Source organism: Stenotrophomonas sp. YJH_SMC_69, from assembly GCF_059370495.1.
Map to the genome: position 1 here is coordinate 65,420 of NZ_JCAFTS010000010.1, position 21,935 is coordinate 87,354.

Consider the following 21,935-nt stretch of genomic DNA (forward strand, 5'->3'; position numbering starts at 1 on the left):
GCAATGAGCGACGAACAGAACACCCCGGCAAACAACGGCAATTACGACGCCAACAGCATCACCGCCCTGGAAGGCCTGGAGGCTGTCCGCAAGCGACCCGGCATGTACATCGGCGACGTGCATGACGGCACCGGTCTGCACCACATGGTGTTCGAGGTTGTCGACAACTCGATCGACGAAGCGCTGGCCGGCCACGCCGATCACGTTGCAGTGACGATCCACGCCGATGGCTCGGTTTCGGTATCCGACAACGGTCGCGGCATTCCGACCGGCAAGCACGAGCAGATGAGCGCCAAGCTCGGTCGCGAAGTGTCGGCTGCCGAAGTGGTGATGACCGTCCTGCACGCAGGCGGCAAGTTCGACGACAACAGCTACAAGGTGTCCGGCGGCCTGCACGGCGTCGGCGTCAGCGTGGTCAACGCGCTGTCGCAGAAGCTGCTGGTGGACGTGTTCCAGAACGGCTTCCACTACCAGCAGGAATTCAGCAACGGCGCCGCCGTGACCGCGCTGGCCAAGCTGGAAACCACCACCAAGCGCGGCACCACCGTGCGCTTCTGGCCGTCGACCGTCGCCTTCCACGACAACGTGGAATTCCACTACGACATCCTGGCTCGCCGCCTGCGCGAGCTGTCGTTCCTGAACTCCGGCGTCAAGATCGTCCTTGCCGACGAACGTGGCGATGGCCGTCGTGATGACTTCCACTACGAAGGCGGCATCCGCAGCTTCGTGGAGCATCTGGCCCAGCTGAAGACCCCGCTGCACCCGAACGTCATCTCGGTCACCGGCGAGCACAACGGCATCGTCGTGGATGTGGCGTTGCAGTGGACCGACTCCTACCAGGAGACGATGTACTGCTTCACCAACAACATTCCGCAGAAGGACGGCGGCACCCACCTTGCCGGCTTCCGCGGTGCGCTGACCCGCGTGCTCAACAACTACATCGAGCAGAACGGCATCGCCAAGCAGGCCAAGATCAACCTGACCGGCGACGACATGCGCGAAGGCATGATCGCGGTGCTGTCGGTGAAGGTGCCGGACCCGAGCTTCTCCAGCCAGACCAAGGAAAAACTGGTCAGCTCCGACGTGCGCCCGGCGGTGGAAAACGCCTTCGGCGCGCGCCTGGAAGAGTTCCTGCAGGAAAACCCGAACGAAGCCAAGGCGATCGCCGGCAAGATCGTCGACGCTGCGCGTGCACGCGAAGCGGCGCGCAAGGCCCGCGACCTGACGCGCCGCAAGGGCGCGCTGGATATCGCCGGCCTGCCGGGCAAGCTGGCCGACTGCCAGGAAAAGGACCCGGCGCTGTCCGAACTGTTCATCGTCGAGGGTGACTCGGCAGGTGGCTCGGCCAAGCAGGGCCGCAACCGCAAGAACCAGGCGGTGCTGCCGCTGCGCGGCAAGATCCTCAACGTGGAACGCGCACGCTTCGACCGCATGCTGTCCTCCGACCAGGTGGGTACGCTGATCACGGCCTTGGGCACCGGCATCGGCCGTGACGAGTACAACCCGGACAAGCTGCGGTACCACAAGATCATCATCATGACCGACGCCGACGTCGACGGCGCCCACATCCGCACCCTGCTGCTGACCTTCTTCTACCGTCAGATGCCGGAGCTGATCGAGCGCGGTTACGTCTACATCGGCCTGCCGCCGCTGTACAAGATCAAGCAGGGCAAGCAGGAGCTGTACCTGAAGGACGACCCGGCGCTGGACAGTTACCTGGCCAGCAGTGCGGTGGAAAACGCCGCGCTGGTGCCGGCCACCGGCGAACCGGGCATCGAAGGCCTGGCGCTGGAAAAGCTGCTGCTGGCCTATGCCGCCGCGCTCGATTCCATCGAACGCAATGCCCACCGCTATGACCGCAATCTGCTCGAAGCGCTGGTCGATTTCGTGCCGATGGACATGGACAGCCTGCGCAATGCGGGCGAAGGCGAAGGCCTGGATGCGCTGGCCAAGCGCCTCAACCAGGGCAGCCTGGGCAGCCCGCGTTTCAGCCTGGAACTGCAGGAGGCCAACGAGGAGCGCCCCGCCGCCGTGCTGGTGACCCGTCGCCACATGGGCGAGGAGCACATCCAGGTGCTGCCGCTGTCGGCGTTCGAAAGTGGCGAACTGCGCGCGATCCACCAGGCCTCCAAGCTGCTGCACGGGCTGGTGCGCGAAGGTGCAACGATTTCCCGCGGCGCCAAGTCGATCGAAGTCGACAGCTTCGCGAAGGCGCAGAAATGGCTGCTCGAGGAGGCCAAGCGCGGCCGCCAGATCCAGCGATTCAAGGGTCTGGGTGAAATGAATCCGGAGCAGTTGTGGGATACCACGGTGAACCCGGAGACCCGTCGCCTGCTGCAGGTGCGCATCGAGGATGCGGTCGCTGCCGACCAGATCTTCAGCACCCTGATGGGCGATGTGGTCGAACCGCGTCGTGACTTCATCGAAGACAATGCGCTGAAGGTCGCCAACCTGGATATCTGACACAATCGGGACCTGGCCGGTGCGCGGGGAGCTGCACCGGCCTTCGTCCCTTGAACGCAGGTACCTGATGTCCGCATCCGCCCCGGTCTCCGCCGCTCCGCCTCCGGTTCCGCCGCCGTCTACCCCGCCGCGCGCCGTGGCACCGTTGGCAGGTTTCTTCATCGACCTGGGCATCGCCGCCGTCACCCTGGTCGGCCTGAGCATGGTCACCGGACTGTTCTGGGGCTTCTACCGTGCGATCGTGGTCAGCCGCGCCAACGTCGCGGCCAATGGCGGTGCACTCACACCTGACAGCGCCGGCGCGGCAGTGGGCCAGCCCGGGGCCCTGGCCCAGATCCTGATGGCCCTGATCGCCACCGGTGGTGCCGCGCTGCTGCTGTACTTCTGGCGGCGCCCGGCGAACGCCGGCGAACGCCTGGCCTCGCGACAGGCGCTGCAGCGTCCTTCCACCTGGGGCTGGACCCTGCTGGTGGCCACGCTGATCGTGGTTGGCAGCAACGGCGTCGCCTTCCTTTCCAAGCAGTTCGGCATCGAGCCGGTGCCGACCAACGTGGAACTGATGCAGAGCGCGATCGCGCGCTTCCCGTTGTTCCTGGTGCTGTTTGCGGTCGTCCTCGCCCCCGCCTACGAAGAGCTGCTGTTCCGTCGTGTCCTGTTCGGGCGCCTGTGGCAGGCCGGCCGCCCCTGGCTGGGCCTCATCCTCAGCAGCCTGGCGTTCGCCCTGGTCCATGAAGTGCCCGGTGTCAGCAAGAACTCGCTGCTGGGCATGGCGCAGCTGTGGCTGGTCTACGGCGGCATGGGTGCCGCCTTCTGCTGGCTGTACCGCCGCACCGGCACCCTGTGGGCGGCGATCACGGCGCATGCGCTGAACAACGCGGTGGCGCTCGCCGCAATGGTGTTCCTGGGGTCAACGTAACGCCGTGCCCGCTTGACGAAAGATTAAGCAGGTACGCTACACACTGCGCACATGAACACGGGGGCGGACCCATGAAACAACTGCTGCTGGCTCTAGTCATCACCACCGTGGTCAGTGCCTGTGCGACCACCACCTCGCCAACCGGAAGACGGCAGATGGTGGGCGGCGTATCGCAGGCACAGCTTGACCAGCTCGGCGCGCAGGCGTTTGCCGAGACCAAGCAGAAAGAGAAGATCAGCACCGATGGCCGCCAGAACGGCTACGTGCAGTGCGTGGTCAACGCGTTGGTCGCGCAGTTGCCGCCTCAGTACCGCGGCGTACGGTGGGAGACCGCCGTGTTCGTCGACAAGGAACCGAACGCCTTTGCCCTGCCCGGCGGAAAAGTGGGCGTGAACACCGGCATTTTCACCGTCGCCAAGAACCAGGACCAGTTGGCTGCCGTGATCGGCCATGAGATCGGCCATGTCATCGCGCGTCACCACGAAGAACGCATCACCCGGCAGATGGGCGCGCAGACCGGCCTGGCCGTGCTGGGCGCGCTGGCCGGTGCCGCCTATGGCGATGGCGCCGCCAGCACGGTCAACCAGCTGGGTGGGATGGGCGCGCAGGCGGCCTTCCTGCTGCCGGGTTCGCGCACGCAGGAAAGCGAGGCAGACGTGATTGGCCAGCGGCTGATGGCGCAGGCTGGATTCAACCCGGCCCAGGCCGTGGACCTGTGGCAGAACATGATGGCCGCCAGCGGCGGTCGCAGCCCGCAATGGCTGTCCACCCACCCCGATCCGGCCAACCGGATCCAGGAGCTGCGACGTGATGCACCGGGCCTGACGCCGGTCTACCAGCAGGCGCAGGCGGCCGGGCTGCGGCCAAAGTGCGGATGAGTGCGCAGTTCTATGCTGTATTGCAGCACATAAAACGATTTCTCACGCCATCTGTTTCTGATACGTTTGGCGGCTCAGATTTTTCTGACAGTCCGACTTTGCCGCTATCCGGCGGTTCGATCGAGGTGAACGATGATTTTCCGTAACCACAAAGCTGTGCTTTCCGTCCTCGTCGCGACCGCCCTGACCGGCGCCGTGGTCACCGATGCCTTTGCGCAGTCCTCGCGTTCCTCCGACCGTGGCAGCCGCGGCGGTAGCAGCAAGCAGGCCAAGGCCGAACCGCTGTACCCGAATGCGACCCGCCAGGAGCCGACCGCCAAGGCCTCGGCCAAGATGGGCAGCAAGCTGCAGAAAATGATCGACAGCTACAACAAGGAAAAGTTCCCGGAGACGCGCGAACAGGCTGACGCGATCCTGGCCGACAGCGCTTCCAACGAGTACGACAAGTCGCTGGCCGCGCAGCTGGCCTCGCAGGCCGCCTACCAGACCGACGACGTGCCGGGCGCCATCGCGTATCTGAAGCAGGTGATCCAGTTCAACGGCCTGGACAACAACGGCCACTTCCAGTCGATGCTGATGCTGGGCCAGCTGCAGCTGCAGGAAGACAAGACCGCCGAAGGCCTGGCCACCCTGGACAAGTACTTCGCAGAGAGCAAGTCGACCAAGCCGGAAGAGCTGATCGCCAAGGGCCAGGCGCTGTACCAGCTGGAGCGCTACCAGGAAGCGATCCCGGTGCTGAAGCAGGCCATCGCCGGCGCCGCCGAGCCGAAGGACAACTGGAACCAGCTGCTGATGGCGGCCCTGTCCGAAGCCGGCCAGACCGGTGAGGCCGTGCAGGCCGCAGAAGCGCTGGCGGCCAAGAACCCGACGGACAAGAAGGCCCAGCTGAATCTGGCCAACATGTACATGCAGGCTGACCAGATGCCGAAGGCCGCCGCGGTGATGGACAAGCTGCGCAGCAGCGGCCAGCTCACTGAAGAGCGCGAGTACAAGCAGCTGTACTCGATCTATGCCAACACCGAGAACAAGGAAAAGGACGTCATCGCGGTCATCAACGAAGGGTTGCAGAAGGGCATCCTGAAGCCGGATTACCAGGTCTACCTGGCGCTGGCCCAGTCCTACTACTACTCCGACCAGGTGCCGCAGGCGATCGATGCGTGGCAGAAGGCTGCCCCGCTCTCCAAGGACGGTGAGACCTACCTGAACCTGGCACGCGTCCTGCATGCCGAAGGTCGCGTCCCCGAGGCCAAGCAGGCCGCCCAGCAGGCGCTGGCGAAGGGCGTGAAGAACCAGGCGGATGCCAAAAAAATCATCAACCTGAAGTAAGTAGGAATAACGCCTGAATGCCTGCTCAGTTGATGCGCAGGCGCTCAGGATTGGTATAAGCTTGGAGGTTCCTGCGGTGTCATGCACCGCTGATCAGGGATCCCGCCCCCGGGATTCCGGCCCCACTATTGAGCTCTTGGCGCATGACGGAACAACTAGTCGTTCACCGGTACGAACAACCCGATGACAAGGGGCTGAGCTGGCCTCGCATCGTCGGCATCGCGTTTGTAATTGCCCTGCATCTGGCCGCCTTCATGATGCTCCTCATTCCCGCCGTGGCTCCCAAGGCCGTCGCGGAGAAGGAGCGCAACGTCATGGTGACCATCGTCGACGCGCCGCCGCCGCCCCCACCGCCGCCGCCGCCGCCGCCGCCGCAGGATACTCCGCCACCGCCGGTGAAGAATCTGTCGCCGCCGAAGCCGTCGCCCGTACCGCCGCCGCCGCAGGCGCCGGTCGTGGACGTGCCGGAGCCGCGCCCGAACGATATCGTCACCCCGCCGTCGCCCCCGTCGCCGCCGGCTCCGCCGACCTCGATCGAGGCCAGCGTTGACATCTCGTCGAAGGCCATGAATCCGCCGCGCTATCCGCCGGCCGCCTTCCGCGCGGGTATCCAGGGCGAAGTGATCCTGATCATTGATGTCGATGCCAACGGCAACGTCACCAATGTCACGGTGGAAAAGTCCAGCCGTAACCGCGACCTGGACCGTGCTGCGATGGAAGCAGCTCGCAAGTGGCGCTTCAACGCCGCTGAATCTGGCGGTAAGAAGGCGGCAGGTCGCGTTCGCGTCCCGGTCAACTTTGCGCTGAACTGATGCGTCCGGGTGGCCCTCCGGCCACCCCCGCTCCCGGTTCGATTGTTTAGCTTAGCTACACCCTTTATCACCACACACAACAAAGGTAAGCGTCATGCTGCAGGAAATTTTCATCGCCGCTGCTGCCGGGGGCAATCCGTCCAACGCCCTGTCGCAGATGGGCTTCGAGCACCTGATCCACGAAATGACCACCAAGCCGGGTGATTTCGCGGTTTCCTGGGTCGTGCTGCTGACCCTGATCGCCATGTCGGCCATGTCCTGGTACTGGACCGTCATCAACATCTTCCGTGCCACCCGCCTGAAGAGCGCCGCTGACCGCGTCGTCAGCCTGTTCTGGGACACCCCGAACGCGCAGGACGCCATCCGTGCGATGGAAGAGCAGCCGGCTTCGGAGCCGTTCTCGAAGATCGCCCTGGACGCTGCCCAGGCCGCTGCCCACCACCAGCGCGCTGAAGGCGGTGCTACCGGCGGCGTCGGTGAGAACCTGAGCCGTTCGGAGTTCGTCGACCGCGCTCTGCGCCAGGCCGTCACCCGCGAAAGCAACAAGCTGCAGTCGGGCATGACCCTGCTGGCCACCGTCGGCGCGACCGCTCCGTTCGTCGGTCTGCTGGGTACCGTGTGGGGCATCTACGGCGCGCTGATCAAGATCGGTGCCACCGGCTCCGCTTCGATCGACGCCGTTGCCGGCCCGGTGGGTGAAGCGCTGATCATGACCGCGATCGGTCTGTTCGTCGCAATCCCGGCCGTGTTCGCCTTCAACTTCTTCAGCAAGATCAACAGCGCGACCATCAGCAAGTTCGATACCTTCGCGCACGACCTGCACGACTTCTTCGCCACCGGTTCGCGCGTCCGCTAATTGCGGCGCGCGTCACCCAGCGACGAAGTAAGTAGTCACCAAGATCTAGACGGAGCCCGTTATGGCTTTCAGTAGTGGTAACAGCGGCGGCCCCATGGCCGACATCAACGTTACGCCCCTCGTGGACGTGATGCTGGTGCTGCTGATCATCTTCATCATCACGGCGCCCCTGATGTCCCACAAGGTCAAGGTGGATCTGCCGGAAGCCAACCTGATCCAGAAGCCGGAAGATGCTGAAAAGCGTCCGAACCCGATCACGCTGGCAGTCAAGGAAGACGGCTCGATCTACTGGAACGACGAAGAAATCAACAAGCAGACTCTCGAGTCCCGCTTGGCGACCGCCGCACAGCAGACCCCGCAGCCGCCGCTGAACCTGCGTGGTGACCGCACCACCAAGATGCGCGTCATCAACGACCTGACCAAGGTCGCGCAGGAACAGGGCATGCTGGACGTCGGCTTCGTTGCGACCAAAGAAAAGGGGCAATAAGCCATGGCATTCAGTAGTGGTGGTGGCAAGGGCCCCATGGCAGACATCAACGTCACGCCCCTCGTGGACGTGATGCTGGTTCTGCTGATCATCTTCATCGTGACCGCGCCGATCATGACGTACCCGATCGCCGTGGACCTGCCGCAGCGCGTGCTCAACCCACCGCCGCAGCTGGTCGAACCGCCGCCGCCGATCGAACTGAAGATCGACGCCAGCAACCAGGTCTCGTGGAACAACAGCCCGATCAATACCAGCGAGCTGCAGCAGCGGATGGAGCAGGAGGTCCAGCGTGACCCGACCAACCAGCCGGAACTGCGCATCGACGCCAGCCCGGATTCCGAGTACGACGTGATGGCCAAGGTTCTGGCCGCCGCGAAGAATGCTCAGATGAAGAAGATCGGATTTGTGCAGCAGTAAACGCTACACCGCAATACAACAGTCATGACGCGACTGCAGACGCCCCTGGAAACAGGGGCGTTTTTTTGTGTTCTCGTCGTGGCGCACGGGTTGGGCTTAGATCCCTTTTCCTGAGGAAAGGGATCTGAGCCCATCCGACCCCATCCGGCAGCAGGCGCCGCTATGATCGGCGGATGCTCGCCCTCTTCGACTCCCTGCGCCATTGGCTCGACGGCATCGCCCACCTCGGCACGATCCTGGCGGTGGCCTACCTGCTCTACCTGTTCGCGCTGGCGGGCTGGATCATGCTGCAGAAGCGCGAGCCGGTGGCCACGCTGAGCTGGATCCTTTCGCTGGCACTGCTGCCCTACCTCGGGCTCTTCATCTACTACCTGCTGGGGCCGCAGAAGGTGAAGCGGCAACGGCTGCGTCGTGGCCGTGCACGCTCGGGCATGGAGCACTACAGCGATGTCTGCCCGCCCGATTCGGACTGCACCGAGCTGGCCAAGGTTGCCCAGGCCACCACCGGACTGGCGCCCAGCAGTGCCACCGAGGTGACCTGGCTGGTCGACGGCGCAGCCACCTATGCCGCGCTGCTCGACGCGATCGCGCAGGCGCGCGACCACGTGCACCTGGAGTACTACATCTTCAACCCCGACCATGCCGGCACCGCACTGCGCGATGCCCTGGTCGAACGTGCGCAGGCCGGTGTGCAGGTGCGCCTGCTGCTGGATGCGGTGGGCTCTTCCGCCCTGCCCCGGCGCTTCCTGCAGCCACTGCTGGACGCCGGCGGCGAAGCGATCTGGTTCCATCCGCGACAGCTGCTGAAGCCGTTCAAGCGCCCGTGGCTGAACCTGCGCACCCACCGCAAGCTGGTGATCGTCGACGGTCGCCTCGCCTTCACCGGCGGCATCAACATCACTGACGAGGAAGACGAGAGCCGCAGGCCCGACGCTTACCGCGACCTGCACATGCGTATCCGCGGCCACGTGGTGCGCAGCCTGCAGCTGGTGTTCGCCGAGGACTGGCTCTATGCCAGTGGCCAGGACCACTCGCGTTTCGACATCGCCCGCCTGTGGCCGGCCGACATGCCGCTGCGTGCGGATGGATCGATCAGCGCCCAGGTGCTGGTGTCCGGGCCCGACTCGGGCTGGGAGACCATCCACCGCCTGCACGTGGCGGCGATCCAGGAAGCACACGAGCGCGTGTGGCTGGTGACGCCCTACTTCGTGCCCGGTGAAGCAGCGAGGATGGCGCTGACCTCGGCCGCGCTGGGCGGCCTGGACGTGCGCCTGCTGGTGCCGAAGATGAGCGACTCCTGGTTCGTCACCCAGGCCGCACGGTCCTACTTCGACGAACTGCTGCACGCGGGCGTGAAGATCTACGAGTACGGCCCGCGCATGCTGCATACCAAGGCGTTCATCGCCGACGACGATGTCTGCATCGTCGGCAGCGCCAACTTCGACCACCGCAGCTTCCGGCTGAACTTCGAACTGTCGATGATGATCAGCGACCGTGACCGCGTCGCTGCGCTGGCCGAACTGCTGCAGGGCGAATTCGACCGTTCCATGCGGGTGCACGACCAGGCCGGCCGCTCGCTGTGGCTGCACCGCCTGCCCGAGGCCTTCGCCCGGCTGGCCTCGCCGCTGCTCTGACGCAGCGCTACACTGCGGCGATCATCCGGGGAGCCCGACTATGTACTGGTTGTACCTGCTGCTGGCGCTGGGCTGCTTTGCCTTCGCGCTGAAGACCCCGAGCGCGGGGTTGATGACCCTGTGCCTGCTGGCGGCGCTCGGCTTCCTGCTGGCCTGGGTGCGCGGCCGCTACGTGGCCCGCTTCGGTGACCTGCAGCGCGACCCGGCCACGCTGATCGATGCCGAGGAGCTGCGCCGCCTGCGCGAACAGGCCCAGGTCCGCCGCACTGACGACCACAACGACCACGACCCGTCCCCTCTTTCCAAGTAGTCCCGTTCCATGACCCAGCTCAGCGTCAACGTCAACAAGATCGCCGTCCTGCGCAATTCGCGCGGCGGCGCCGAACCGGACGTGGTGCGCGCCGCCCAGGCCTGCCTGGATGCCGGCGCGCATGGCATCACCGTGCATCCGCGGCCGGACCGCCGGCATATCACCGCCGAGGACGTGCTGGCCCTGTCCACGCTGACCCGCTCGCGTGGCGTTGAATTCAACATCGAAGGCAATCCGTTCGCGCCGCCGCGCGAGGGCTACCCGGGGCTGCTGCCGCTGTGCGAACAGACCCGTCCGGCGCAGGCCACCCTGGTCCCCGATGATGATGGCCAGATCACCTCCGACCACGGTTTCGACTTCGAACGCGATGCCGAGCGCCTGCGTCCGCTGGTGGCTGCGCTGAAGGCCATGGGGTGTCGGGTCAGCCTGTTTGTTGACGCGGGCAACCCATTGCTGGAGCAGGCAGCTGAGGTGGGGGCGGACCGCATCGAGCTGTATACCGGGCCCTATGCAGAGGCGCATGCGGCGGGCGATGCCGATGCGATGCTGGCGCTGTTCGCCACTGCTGCCCGACGAGCGCAGGCCGTCGGCCTGGGTGTCAATGCTGGCCACGACCTGTCGCAGGACAACCTGCGCGACTTCCTGGCCCACGTCCCGGAGGTGCTGGAGGTGTCGATCGGTCACGCGCTGATCGGCGAGGCACTGTATGACGGGCTGGATGCCACCGTGCGCGGGTACCTGGCGCTGCTTTGATGCATTGCAGCCGAGCGTAGGCTCGGCTCCACAAGGTCTCTGCATCAACTGTAGAGCCGAGTCCATGCTCGGCTCAGCCTCGCCCTGAACCCTTCAGGCGGCCGTCGCAGCCATTGAGACGGCCACGACGTACCCTGCCGCAATGGGTATTGCGATCAAGGGCCGAGGTTCCACGTCCCACCTTGCCGGGCGCTTTGAAAGCACCGTCAGCGAGGCGGTGGACGACGGCTGGGCGGTCGACGAAAGCGAAGAGTTCCTCGCCCCGCGCCTGCGCACCGAAGTACGCGCCGAAACCGCGCGCAGCATCATCACCCGCAACAACTCGCCCGACGTCGGCTTCAGTCAATCGGTGAATCCCTACCGCGGTTGCGAGCACGGCTGCTCGTACTGCTTCGCCCGCCCTTCGCATGCCTATCTGAACCTGTCGCCGGGGCTGGACTTCGAGACCAAGCTGTTCGCCAAGACCAATGCGCCGCAGCTGCTGCGCAAGGAACTGTCGAAACCGGGCTATGTGCCGCAGCCGATCGCACTGGGCATCAACACCGATGCGTACCAGCCGATCGAACGCAAGTTCAAGCTGACCCGCCAGCTGATTGAAGTGATGCTGGAGACCCGGCATCCGTTCTCGCTGATCACCAAGAACGCGCTGGTCGAGCGCGACATCGATCTGCTCGCGCCGCTGGCCGCGGAGAACCTGGTCAGCGTGCACTTCTCGGTGACCTCGCTGGACCCGCATCTTTCCGCGAAGCTGGAACCGCGTGCATCAGCGCCACATGCACGGCTGCGCGCGATGAAGCGCCTGCATGACGCCGGCATTCCGGTCGGTGTGATGGTGGCGCCGGTGATTCCCTGGATCAACGACAGCGAGCTGGAAGCCGTGCTGGAGGCTGCGCACGGCGCAGGTGCGAGCACCGCCGGTTACGTGCTGCTGCGCCTGCCGCTGGAAGTGGCACCGCTGTTCCGCGACTGGCTGGATACGCACCATCCCGATCGCGCTGCGCACGTGATGAGCACCATCCAGCAGCTGCGCGGCGGCAAGGACTACGACAGCCAGTTCGGCACGCGTATGCGTGGCCAGGGCGTGTATGCCGATCTGTTGAACAACCGGTTCAAGCTGGCACGCAAGCGTCTGGGCTTCAATGCACAGAACAGCCATTGGCCGAAGCTGGATTGCAGCCGGTTCCAGAAGCCGCTGCCGCCGAAGAAGGAGTCGCCGCAGGGCAGTCTGTTCTAGGGCTCTGGACCGCAGCGCGATCCACCGGTAACAATCCACACCCTGCCGCATCGCCTGGTGTTGTACACGATGAAATGCAGTCACTGCTTCCGTGCCAGTGGTCTTCTTCTCTGCCTTGCGACCCTGCAAGTCCAGGCCCGCGCCCTGCACGAATGCATCGTCGTTCCGCAGGCCGCGGTCGTCACTGAAATGCCGGCTGGCCTGGACGAGTTCGAACAACGTTTGTGGACAGCAAATGCAGGTCAGGTGGTCAGCAAGGGCACCGACACCCTTCTTCTGCTTCGCCTGTTCTCGGAATCACCGGGCGTGATGGATTCCCAAGAGTTCACCAAGGTCACCGGCACCCTGTCTGGATACACTCCGTCCTCTGAAGGGATTCCGGCCGTGCTCGGCGCACGCCTGAGCAGTGGCAGCGCGGGCTTCGCGCACAAGGGAGACTACTGGTTGTCCGATTCAGCGGATATCGAACTACATCGGCCGCACAAGGGCGACAGTCGGATCGAAGTCAAAGTGACGGCTGTTGGGTGGAACAGCTATCGAAAGGAGGACCGTTCCTTCTATCTCCAGTTCACCTGTCAACTCGAGGAGATCCCCGTCGAGAAGCTCAGTGCCTGGCAAGGCGGCAACGGCAACCTCTTGGGATCCTTTGGACCTGCCAGATAATCGAGCGGATCAACCTTTACCCAATACTGGCTTATTTCGATGTATCTGGAACAATGCGATAACTGAAATGAAGATCATCCACCGGCTCGGCATCGCGTTCCTTTGGATGCTTCCACTGAACTTTCTTCTGCTGACGACTGCCAAGCTGATGTCAGGAAACGCGCTTGGGAACGAAGAACTCGTGGGCTTCGGCGTCGCCCTCTTTGGTCTGATGGCGGGAGGGATTCTCTATCGCCGCCGCCCTCGGTAGAGGTGAGTTCGTTCGACCGTGGTCCGGGTCCATTGCTGAGAAAGCATTGACTGGAGGTCCTGGCATGGCAGCCTTGAAGAGTGGCGGAGCTCTCCTGGGGCATCACAGAGCCAAGGCAGTCAGAATCATTTCTGACTGGACGACCGCTCGCGGCGGATTCAAGGCACTGGGTACATCATCCGCGGTAAGGCGACTGTGCGAGGAACTTATGGCACCGCGAAAAAGCAGGAAAAGAGATCCAGGATTGCCAGTCGTCCAGCACTGGTTTGTGCGATCGCGATTTGGAGAGTGATGAAGATTCTACTTTGGGTACCTGTTGGTTTATTTGCTTTGCTGTCATTGAGAGCAATCGCGTTCGTCGCCTATCAAGGGCTAAATGGAACTGCCTTCGAGGAAGAGGAAATCATTGTCGCGGGGATCGGATTGGTCTGCGGCTGGATCGCCTGGGTCATGCACAAGACCTTGATCAGGCCAGGTAGGAAGCCGAGACCCTGATTCTGAGCCGGTGGTTCCGGGCGAGCTGGTCGGTGTCGACCGCCGTGGTTACGACGCGAGCGATATAAAAAATTCGCACCGTACAAGTAGATGTTTCTGGGGAGCGCGACTGTGCGAACGAGATTGTTGATTGCGCTTGTTCTAGGCTTGAGCTGCAGCGCGTGCGCGTCGCTGCTTCCTGGTAGCCATAAGATCAGCGCCTTCTACGTGTCTAACGCCAACTCTGATGTGACCGGCTGCGAAAGGTCTGACTACAGGGAAATTTCACTTGCGTGCCATCGGATTGTTGATGGCGACAATGTCGTAGTGGCATTGCGCGAGTACACAGCGACCAAGATTGAGAATGAAAGATACAGGAAGCTGACATTGATCCTTCCCCCGAATCTGGCGGAGGGCGATGTCTTCAGTTTGACGGAGGGTGATATCAGGGCGTTCTACAGCACTGGCCTTAGCCTGAGACCTGGCAGCACTGGATGCTACGGAAAGGCCGTTTCAGGCAGCGTCGAAATCCTCAGGAAATCCAATGATCTGATGCAGCTTCGCATCAACGCGCGCTTTGATCTCGATAGCCCCGCGGGCTGGAAGGACCACTGCAAGATGCGCGAGCTCAGCTATGAACTGAATGCCATCCGGAGACCGCTGGGTCAGGTGGGCGCCTGGGAAGGCGTGCACGCCCCTGGAGATTCTCTTATCAGCGAGGGCAGCCCGAGTAGCGGATTGCCTTAGGAGATAGCACCAACTGCCCGCACGACAGCACAGGATCTCGGGGGCCCGCTTCTTGATCCGGACAAGATGCTGAGAACATCGAGTGACCAGTTTGCTTCACCCTCCTCCAAACAACTTCTGCGCACTCTGGAACAGGATCCAACTCGTCGCGATGAACTTGTCGCCACCCTGCGGCCGGTTGCCACGATGGGTGTGGGTGAACGCCGTCGGGGCGATCAGCAGGCTGCCGGTACGCGGCGCGATCTTGCGGCCCTGGAACAGGAACTCGGTTTCACCTTCGTCAAAGTCGTCGTTGAGGTACAGCGTCCACAGCACATGCCGGTGCAGGGTCTCGGCCTGCGCATCCTTCGGGTACAGCTCGCAGTGCCAGTACGGGTAGCCGCCCTCGCCCGCCGCATACCACTGCAGGTTGATCGCACCCGGGCGCAGGCAGGTGCGGGCCAGGTCGGCCAGCTGCTGCTGCGGCATGTCGGGGAAGTCCTCGGCAGACAGGCGTCGCGGTTGGCCGTTGCTGTCCTGGATCTGCAACATCAGTGGGGCGATCAACGCCTGTGGATAACGGCGTAGATAAGTCAGCAGGCCGTTGAACACCGCAATCTGCAGCTGCTGATCAACATCCTGCCAGCCGTCCAGGCCACTGATGCGCAGATCCTTGCTGTGCTTGAGTTCCGGGAACACGCCACTGCCCACCGCACCGGGCAGCAGGCCACGCGTCGCACGCATGCGCTCGACGATCGCCGCGCAGACCTCGCTGGGGACGGCGTTGTGGATGACTTCGATGAAATCGACCGGGCCCTGCTCGTGCATGCGTGCGTTCCTTCGGCGGCAACGGCTTGATGGTGCCGTTTGCCGCCCTCGGTGTCACCCCACGGTCATGTCATCGATCTGCCATGACCGCTGTCAGGCGATCGGTTGTCAGCCCTGTGCGTCGTCGTGTGCGTGGTGGTAGCGCACGGCCTCGGCCACTTCCTCGCGCGAACCGAGGAACACCGGCACGCGCTGGTGCAGCTGGTCGGGCTGGATGTCGAGGATGCGCTCGCGGCCGGTCCAGGCGGCGCCGCCGGCCTGCTCGACCAGCAGGCCCATCGGGTTGGCTTCGTACATCAGGCGCAGCTTGCCGGCCTTGGACGGGTCCTTCTTGTCCCACGGGTAGATGAAGATGCCGCCGCGGGTAAGGATGCGATGCACGTCGGCCACCATGCTGGCGATCCAGCGCATGTTGAAGTTCTTGCCGCGTACGCCTTCCTTGCCCGCCAGCAGGTCGCCGACGTAGGCCTGCATCGGCGCTTCCCAGTGGCGCTGGTTGGACATGTTGATCGCGAATTCCTGGGTGGCCGCCGGGATCTGCATGTTCTCGGTGGTCAGCACGAACTCGCCCTTCTCGCGGTCCAGGGTGAAGGCGTGGGTGCCATGGCCGACGGTCAGCACCAGCTGGGTGCTGGGCCCGTAGATGCAGTAGCCGGCGGCGATCTGCTTGCTGCCCGGCTGCAGGAAGGCGTCGTCGCCCGGCAGCTCGACATTGGTCGGGCAGCGCAGCACGGAGAAGATGGTGCCGACGGAGACGTTGACGTCGATGTTGGAGCTGCCATCGAGGGGATCGAACAGCAGCAGGAAATCACCGCGGGGATAGATGTCCGGCACCGGCTGGCTGTGGTCCATTTCCTCCGAGGCGCAGGCGGCGAGGTGGCCACCCCAGGCGTTGGCTTCGAGCAGGATCTCGTTGCTGATGACGTCGAGCTTCTTCTGCGCTTCACCCTGCACGTTGCCGGTACCGGCGTCGCCGAGCACGCCACCGAGGGCGCCCTTGCTGACGGCGATGGAGATGCTGGTGCAGGCGCGGGCGACGACCGCGATCAGCTGGCGCAGGTCGGCATTGATGCGGCCGGCGTGCTGTTCCTGGATCAGGAAGCGGGTCAACGAAGTACGGGACATGAGCGGGCAGGTCTCGGCAGCGGGAAAACGCCTATTGTCGCCCGTCTGGCGGGGCCGTGCGTGAGCGCGGGAAGGCGTAATCGTTTCCAGATGCGTTGCGCTCGTGGCGCCTTCCTTCTGTGGAGCCGAGCCCGCGCTCGGCTGCTCTTCGTCCTTCATGCCGCACAAGCCGAGCGTAGGCTCGGCTCTACAGAGACCAGGGCGCAAAAAACAAAGGCGCCTTTCGGCGCCTTTGTCCTCAAGCTACTGGAGCGTTGCTTCAGCCCTTGGCGACGGTGGCCACGGCCTTGGCGACGTATTCCAGGTTGTTCTGGTTCAGCGCGGCCACGCAGATACGGCCGGTGCCGACGGCGTAGATGCCGAACTCGTCGCGCAGGCGCTCGACCTGCTCACGGCTCAGGCCGGAGTAGGAGAACATGCCGGCCTGCTCGTTGATGAAACCGAACTGCGGTGCACCGGCAGCGGCCAGCTTCTCGACCAGGCCGTGGCGCAGGGCGTGGATGCGCTCGCGCATCTCGGTCAGCTCCTGCTCCCACATCGCACGCAGTTCCGGGTTGGTCAGCACGCCGGCCACCAGTGCAGCGCCGTGGGTGGATGGGCTGGAGTAGATGGTGCGGATCACGCGCTTGACCTGCGATTGCACGGCCTTGGCGTCAGCGGCGGTCGGCGCCACCATCGACAGCGCACCCACGCGCTCGCCATACAGCGAGAACGACTTGGAGTACGAGTTGGCGACGATGAAGCTGTCGATGCCGGCTTCGGCGATGATGCGCACCGCTGCGCCGTCCTGCTCGATGCCCTTGTCGAAGCCCTGGTAGGCCATGTCGATGAAGGGGAACAGCTGCTTGTCCTTCAGCAGTTGCGCGACCTGCTTCCACTGGGTGACCGTGAGGTCAGCGCCGGTGGGGTTGTGGCAGCAGGCGTGCAGCAGCACCACGGTGCCGGCTTCCAGCTTGCCCAGGTCGGCCAGCATGCCGTCGAAATCGACGCCATGGGTGCCCGGGTCGAAGTAGGTGTAATCCAGCACCTCGAAACCAGCGGCGCTGAACACCGCACGGTGGTTTTCCCAGCTCGGGTTGCTCAGCGCAACGGTGGCGTGCGGCAGCAGCTTCTTCAGCACGTCGGCGCCGACGCGCAGCGCACCGCTGCCACCAACGGTCTGCGCGGTGGTCACGCGGCCGGCGGCCAGCAGCGGCGAATCCTTGCCGAACACCAGCTCACGCGTCGCCTGCGTGTACGCCGGCAGGCCATCGATCGGCAGGTAGCCGCGCGGTTTGGCTTCAGCGGCGAGCTGCTGCTCGATCTGCTTGACGGCGCGCAGCAGCGGAATGCGGCCGCTCTCGTCGTAGTAGATGCCCACACCCAGGTTGACCTTGGTCGGGCGGCTGTCGGCGTTGTACGCCTCGGTCAGGCCCAGGATCGGGTCGCCTGGGACCAGTTCCACGTTTGCAAAGAAGGACACGGCGGTACTCGTTCGGTAGACGGAAAGGGGGAGGAAGTGCGCTACGCGGTCCGCGGCTTTTCGGCCGGAAACAGCCCATCGTAACAAAGCCTGCCGGGGCTGGCCGCCGCCATCGTCATCCGCGGCCCCGTACCATGGCGTGCGTTGCCGCCCGATCCATCAACCTGAATCATGAATCCCGCCGCACGACGCCGTTGCCTGCCGCTGTCCGCCCTGCTGCTGTCGCCTTGGACGGCGGTGGCCGAGCCTGCGCCCACCGCCCTGCCTGCGGTGCAGGTACAGGCCGCCCGGGTGCCGGGCATCGATCCGTTCGCGCTGCCGGCCAGCCAGGACACGGTCTGGATCGACGCCAGCCGCGCGGGCACCGGTGCGCAGCTGTCTGAGGCCTTGGCCGGGGTCCCCGGACTGCTGGCACGTGACCGGCAGAACTTCGCCCAGGACACGCAGCTGTCGATTCGTGGCTTCGGCGCACGCTCGACCTTCGGCGTGCGCGGGGTGCGGGTGCTGATCGACGGCGTGCCGGCCACCATGCCTGACGGCCAGGGCCAGCTGTCGCATGCCAGCCTGTTGGGCGCCGAGCGCATCGAGGTGCTGCGCGGGCCGTTCTCGGCGCTGTACGGCAATTCCTCCGGTGGCGTGCTGCAGGTCTGGAGCGCGCAGGGCCAGGCCGGTGACCCGTGGCGGTTGCGCGTGAATGCCGGCGCCGACAACACGCTCAGTGTCGGCGCACAGCTCAAGGGTGCCGGCCCAGCGCTGGACTACAACATCGCGGCCAACCACTTCCGCACCGATGGCTGGCGGGACCACAGCCGTGCGCGCCGCGAATCGCTCAACGCACGCATTGGTGGTGATCTGGGCGGTGGGCGGCTGGAGCTGCTGCTCAATGCGCTGGATGCCCCCGATGCGCAGGATCCGCTGGGCCTGAGCCGTGCCCAGGTGGCGGCTGATCCGCGCCAGGCCACGGCAGTCGCGCACCAGTACAACACCCGCAAATCGGTGCGCCAGCAGCAGGCTGGCCTGCGCTGGACCCGGGAGACCGGGGCACAGCGCTGGCAATTGATGGGCTATGCCGGCCAACGCACGGTGACCCAATACCTGCCGATTCCGCCGGCACCCCAGACCAACAGCCCGCTGCATGCCGGCGGCGTGATCGATCTGCAGGGCGGGTATGGCGGGCTGGACGCGCGCTGGGGCTGGCACGGCGACCTCGCCGGCCGGCCGCTGGACCTGGTGGCCGGGCTCAGCGCCGACCGCCAGCGCCAGCACCGCACCGGCTACGAGAACTTCGTGGGCAGCGCCCTCGGGGTGCGCGGGCGCCTGCGCCGTGACCAGATCGATACCGTGCAGAACGTGGACCAGTTCGCCCAGGCCTGGTGGCAATGGAGTCCGCGCTGGTCGCTGCTGGCCGGGGTGCGCCACAGCGCGGTGCGTTTCGACTCGGACGATCGCTACATCACCACCCGCAACCCGGATGACAGTGGCCACCGGCGCTACCAGGCGACCACGCCGGTGGCAGGCGTCAGCTTCGAGGCCAGCCCGCAGTGGCGCCTGCATGCCGCCGTGGGGCGTGGATTCGAGACCCCCACCTTCAACGAGCTGGGGTATCGCGCCGATGGTCAGGCGGGTCTGGCGCTGGATCTGGCGGCCGCCCGCAGCCGCAGCCTGGAGCTAGGCAGCAAGTGGCACGCACAGGATGGAACCCAGCTCGATGTCAGCCTGTTCCGTGCAGATACCGACGATGAGCTGGCAGTTGCCAGCAACATCGGCGGCCGCAGCACCTATCGCAACATCGGCCGCACCCGCCGCCAGGGTGTGGAACTGCAGTATCGCCAGCCGCTGGCCGAGCAGCTGGAGCTGCAGCTGGCGTGGACCAGGCTGCAGGCGCAGGCGCGTTCGCCGTACCTCACCTCCAACACCCTGGTTGCCGCCGGCAGCCGCCTGCCCGGGGTACCGCGCCAGCAGGCCTCTGCCCGGCTGCAATGGTCGCCCGGCCAGTGGCAGTGGGCGCTGGAGGCCTCCGCCAGCAGTGATACCGTAGTCAACGACGTGGCGACCGAACGCGCGCCCGGCTTCGCCCTGCTGCATCTGGAAGCCGGCCGTCGCTGGGCCCTGCCGGGTGGCGAGCTGCGCGCCTTCGCCCGGATGGAGAACGTGCTGGACCAGGCCTACATAGGCTCGGTGATCGTCAACGATGGCAACGGGCGCTTCTACGAACCGGGACCGGGACGGCGGGCCAACGTCGGCCTGCAATGGTCGTGGCGTTGAAGGGGTAGTGCCGGCCGCTGGCCGGCATCGCGCCGTGCAGGACGTCAGGAGGTTGCCGGCCAGCGGCCGGCACTACCCGTCAGTCGGGGGCCTTGGCTGGCACGAACGGCGATGTCGGGTCGCTGGCCGGGAAGGTCTCCTCCAGCGCTTCGTCCTGGTTGTCGCTGGCGCGCTGCTTGCGTTCGCGGCGCTTGAGCGGGCTTTCCTGGCCACCGCGATGGCGGTCACCGCCATCCTTGCGGTCCTGCGCCGCCTGTTCAGCCTCGTGCTTCACCGGCAGATGGTCGCTCCCGTGCTCGGCATCGAAGAACGGTGCGCCGGTGCCACGGTAGTCGGCGTTGTCGGCATCGCGTTTGCCGCGCTGCTCGCCCGGAATGGGCGGGTGGTTTGCGCGCAGCGGGTCGCGGGAGGTCTCTCGGCTCATGGTCTGGCTACCTGCGCTCGGGGTTCCCACTACACCGCGACGCAGGTAAAGCCGCCGCGAACCTGGCGTCATGAACATCTCGCTCACCCGCTGGTAACGGCACCGCGCGTATTCCTGCCCACCCGCCCCGCTGCAGGAGCCGGCCATGCCCCGTCTTGAACGACCCGCACCGTCCGTGTTCAACGCCCTGCTCGATCCGCTCGGCCAACGTACCGCGCAGCGCCGCACGCGCCGCCATGAGGATCCGCAGGCGGTGGCCCAGGACTATCTGCAGTACATGCTCAGTGACTACGAGGAACGTCGCGGGCAAAGTCATCGCAACTGGCGTGACCTGTGCCCGGTCTATGCCTTCGCGTTGACAACCCATGCTGCCGACTGGCCGCGCGGCGACGCTGCCGATACCTGCGAGGAATTGGCCGAGCACTGGGAACAGATGCGCGGGCAGTCGCGGCTGGGCTGGTCGCAGGCGCGGCCGGTGGTGGAGGACGCCTGGCGCGCGCTGGACCATATTCCGGCGGCGGCGGTGAGGCCGTTGCTGCAGTAGTGCCGGCCGCTGGCCGGCAACCCCAGGACACTTGAGGCCGCGAGCTCTGCCGGCCGGCGGCCGGCACTACCGCACCTGCGTGGAACCTACGTGCACGGTATCGACACGGGTGGTTTACACCGCCCATCCGAAGCTGGGTGCCCTGCCCCATCAAAGGTGCGTCCATGGCCCGCCCGATCTGGACCGGTACGCTGTCCTTCGGACTGCTCAATGTGCCGGTGTCGCTGATGTCCGGCGAACGCAAGGTTGACCTGCAGTTCCGCATGCTCGACTCGCGCGATCGCAAGCCGATCCGTTTCGAAAGGGTCAACGCCGACACCGGCGAGGAAGTGCCCTGGAAGGACATCGTCAAAGCCTATGAGTACGACAAGGGCAGTTATGTCGTGCTGGAGGAAGGCGACATCCGCTCGGCGGCGCCGGAAAGCCACGAAGCGGTGGAGGTGGAATCCTTCGTGGACGCAGCGCAGATCGACCCGCGCTACTACGAGAAGCCGTACCTGCTGGTGCCCGGCAAGAAGGCCGAAAAGGGCTACGTGCTCCTGCGCGAAACGCTGCGCAGTACCGGCAAGGTAGGCATTGCCCGGGTGGTGGTGCGCACGCGCGAGTACCTGTGTGCGGTGATGCCGCATGCGGACGCGCTGGTGCTGATGATTCTGCGCTATCCGCAGGAACTGGTGGATCCCGAGGACTACAAGCTGCCTGCCGGCAAGCTGTCCGACTACCGCATCACCAGCAAGGAAACGGCGATGGCCGAGCAGTTGATCGAGTCGATGTCCGGCGATTGGGACCCATCGCACTACCACGATGAATTCCGCGAGCGCCTGCAGCAGGTGCTGAACAAGCGCATCAAGTCCAAGGGCGGCACCACGCGGGTGGAAGATGAGCCCGCACCACACGAGGATGCGACAACGAACGTTGTCGACTTCATGGCGTTGCTGCAGAAGAGCCTGGATGCGAACAAGCGCACGCCGGCGAAGAAGGCCGCAACGCGCAAGGCAGCTGCAAAGTCGACGGTGAAGAAGGCCGCAAAGAAGACAACGAAGAAGGCTGCGAAGAAGGCCGCACCACGGCGCAAGGCAGGTTGAACC

The 21,935-nt window shown here is 65.0% G+C and carries 23 protein-coding genes; 19 read left to right on the forward strand and 4 right to left on the reverse strand.

The features are described 5' to 3' along the window. Nucleotides 1-3 precede the first annotated feature (3 nt). From gyrB to AC5P8F_RS16600, 16 genes are all read left to right on the forward strand, one after another. Nucleotides 4-2,463, forward strand: a complete 2,460-nt coding sequence (gene gyrB, locus AC5P8F_RS16525) for a DNA topoisomerase (ATP-hydrolyzing) subunit B (RefSeq protein ID WP_495228603.1) — start codon at nucleotides 4-6, stop codon at nucleotides 2,461-2,463. A 67-nt stretch (nucleotides 2,464-2,530) separates the two neighbouring features. Beyond that, on the forward strand, nucleotides 2,531-3,379 hold the full coding sequence (locus AC5P8F_RS16530) for a CPBP family intramembrane glutamic endopeptidase (protein ID WP_046433405.1): 849 nt from the start codon (nucleotides 2,531-2,533) through the stop codon (nucleotides 3,377-3,379). 71 nt (nucleotides 3,380-3,450) lie between these two features. Beyond that, nucleotides 3,451-4,257 (forward strand): M48 family metallopeptidase, encoded by an 807-nt coding sequence (locus AC5P8F_RS16535; protein WP_014645409.1) that lies wholly within the window; start codon nucleotides 3,451-3,453, stop codon nucleotides 4,255-4,257. A 132-nt stretch (nucleotides 4,258-4,389) separates the two neighbouring features. Then, nucleotides 4,390-5,583, forward strand: coding sequence for a tetratricopeptide repeat protein (locus AC5P8F_RS16540; RefSeq protein ID WP_014035419.1), 1,194 nt, complete (start codon nucleotides 4,390-4,392; stop codon nucleotides 5,581-5,583). 143 nt (nucleotides 5,584-5,726) lie between these two features. Beyond that, complete coding sequence (locus AC5P8F_RS16545; RefSeq protein WP_049408447.1) at nucleotides 5,727-6,395, forward strand: energy transducer TonB; 669 nt, start codon at nucleotides 5,727-5,729, stop codon at nucleotides 6,393-6,395. Nucleotides 6,396-6,489: 94 nt separating this feature from the next. After that, nucleotides 6,490-7,251, forward strand: coding sequence for a TonB-system energizer ExbB (exbB, locus tag AC5P8F_RS16550; RefSeq protein ID WP_005411738.1), 762 nt, complete (start codon nucleotides 6,490-6,492; stop codon nucleotides 7,249-7,251). Between the two features lie 61 nt (nucleotides 7,252-7,312). Continuing rightward, nucleotides 7,313-7,738, forward strand: a complete 426-nt coding sequence (locus AC5P8F_RS16555) for an ExbD/TolR family protein (RefSeq protein WP_005421196.1) — start codon at nucleotides 7,313-7,315, stop codon at nucleotides 7,736-7,738. Between the two features lie 3 nt (nucleotides 7,739-7,741). Beyond that, nucleotides 7,742-8,155, forward strand: a complete 414-nt coding sequence (locus AC5P8F_RS16560; RefSeq protein WP_005411740.1) for an ExbD/TolR family protein — start codon at nucleotides 7,742-7,744, stop codon at nucleotides 8,153-8,155. Between the two features lie 173 nt (nucleotides 8,156-8,328). Then, on the forward strand, nucleotides 8,329-9,789 hold the full coding sequence (gene cls, locus AC5P8F_RS16565; RefSeq protein WP_111206047.1) for a cardiolipin synthase: 1,461 nt from the start codon (nucleotides 8,329-8,331) through the stop codon (nucleotides 9,787-9,789). 40 nt (nucleotides 9,790-9,829) lie between these two features. After that, nucleotides 9,830-10,099: a hypothetical protein gene (locus tag AC5P8F_RS16570; RefSeq protein ID WP_053494962.1), complete on the forward strand. Its 270-nt coding sequence runs from the start codon at nucleotides 9,830-9,832 to the stop codon at nucleotides 10,097-10,099. 9 nt (nucleotides 10,100-10,108) lie between these two features. Continuing rightward, nucleotides 10,109-10,852 carry a pyridoxine 5'-phosphate synthase gene (locus AC5P8F_RS16575; protein ID WP_111206048.1) on the forward strand — a complete coding sequence of 248 codons (744 nt, stop codon included), beginning with the start codon at nucleotides 10,109-10,111 and terminating at the stop codon, nucleotides 10,850-10,852. A gap of 142 nt (nucleotides 10,853-10,994) precedes the next feature. Next, nucleotides 10,995-12,086 carry a PA0069 family radical SAM protein gene (locus AC5P8F_RS16580; RefSeq protein WP_032957941.1) on the forward strand — a complete coding sequence of 364 codons (1,092 nt, stop codon included), beginning with the start codon at nucleotides 10,995-10,997 and terminating at the stop codon, nucleotides 12,084-12,086. A 57-nt stretch (nucleotides 12,087-12,143) separates the two neighbouring features. Next, nucleotides 12,144-12,749, forward strand: a complete 606-nt coding sequence (locus AC5P8F_RS16585; RefSeq protein WP_229653730.1) for a hypothetical protein — start codon at nucleotides 12,144-12,146, stop codon at nucleotides 12,747-12,749. A 67-nt stretch (nucleotides 12,750-12,816) separates the two neighbouring features. Continuing rightward, nucleotides 12,817-12,999 (forward strand): hypothetical protein, encoded by a 183-nt coding sequence (locus AC5P8F_RS16590; protein ID WP_041863994.1) that lies wholly within the window; start codon nucleotides 12,817-12,819, stop codon nucleotides 12,997-12,999. 291 nt (nucleotides 13,000-13,290) lie between these two features. Then, nucleotides 13,291-13,494, forward strand: coding sequence for a hypothetical protein (locus AC5P8F_RS16595; protein WP_046427592.1), 204 nt, complete (start codon nucleotides 13,291-13,293; stop codon nucleotides 13,492-13,494). Nucleotides 13,495-13,701: 207 nt separating this feature from the next. Beyond that, on the forward strand, nucleotides 13,702-14,220 hold the full coding sequence (locus AC5P8F_RS16600) for a hypothetical protein (protein ID WP_141098666.1): 519 nt from the start codon (nucleotides 13,702-13,704) through the stop codon (nucleotides 14,218-14,220). A gap of 96 nt (nucleotides 14,221-14,316) precedes the next feature. Here the strand turns inward: AC5P8F_RS16600 and AC5P8F_RS16605 are convergent, their stop codons facing one another. The 3 genes from AC5P8F_RS16605 to AC5P8F_RS16615 all read right to left on the reverse strand — a co-directional run bounded on the left by AC5P8F_RS16605 (nucleotide 14,317) and on the right by AC5P8F_RS16615 (nucleotide 17,614). Next, complete coding sequence (locus AC5P8F_RS16605) at nucleotides 14,317-15,027, reverse strand: 2OG-Fe(II) oxygenase (RefSeq protein WP_134966366.1); 711 nt, start codon at nucleotides 15,025-15,027, stop codon at nucleotides 14,317-14,319. Between the two features lie 108 nt (nucleotides 15,028-15,135). Beyond that, nucleotides 15,136-16,152, reverse strand: coding sequence for a class 1 fructose-bisphosphatase (locus tag AC5P8F_RS16610; protein WP_032957939.1), 1,017 nt, complete (start codon nucleotides 16,150-16,152; stop codon nucleotides 15,136-15,138). Between the two features lie 259 nt (nucleotides 16,153-16,411). After that, nucleotides 16,412-17,614, reverse strand: coding sequence for an amino acid aminotransferase (locus AC5P8F_RS16615; RefSeq protein WP_014645417.1), 1,203 nt, complete (start codon nucleotides 17,612-17,614; stop codon nucleotides 16,412-16,414). A gap of 171 nt (nucleotides 17,615-17,785) precedes the next feature. Between AC5P8F_RS16615 and AC5P8F_RS16620 the strand changes: the two genes are divergently transcribed. Continuing rightward, nucleotides 17,786-19,879, forward strand: coding sequence for a TonB-dependent receptor family protein (locus AC5P8F_RS16620; RefSeq protein WP_495228608.1), 2,094 nt, complete (start codon nucleotides 17,786-17,788; stop codon nucleotides 19,877-19,879). A gap of 79 nt (nucleotides 19,880-19,958) precedes the next feature. On the opposite strand, the gene AC5P8F_RS16625 is transcribed toward AC5P8F_RS16620, so the two are convergent. Next, the gene (locus tag AC5P8F_RS16625; RefSeq protein ID WP_014645419.1) at nucleotides 19,959-20,303 is read right to left on the reverse strand and encodes a hypothetical protein; all 345 of its coding nucleotides are present in this window, start codon (nucleotides 20,301-20,303) and stop codon (nucleotides 19,959-19,961) included. Nucleotides 20,304-20,448: 145 nt separating this feature from the next. On the opposite strand from AC5P8F_RS16625, the gene AC5P8F_RS16630 reads away from it, so the two are divergent. Further along, a complete protein-coding gene (locus AC5P8F_RS16630; protein WP_014035432.1) occupies nucleotides 20,449-20,847 on the forward strand; it encodes a hypothetical protein in 399 nt (132 codons plus the stop codon). A 164-nt stretch (nucleotides 20,848-21,011) separates the two neighbouring features. Beyond that, nucleotides 21,012-21,932, forward strand: a complete 921-nt coding sequence (gene ku, locus AC5P8F_RS16635) for a non-homologous end joining protein Ku (RefSeq protein ID WP_032958403.1) — start codon at nucleotides 21,012-21,014, stop codon at nucleotides 21,930-21,932. Nucleotides 21,933-21,935: the final 3 nt, after the last annotated feature.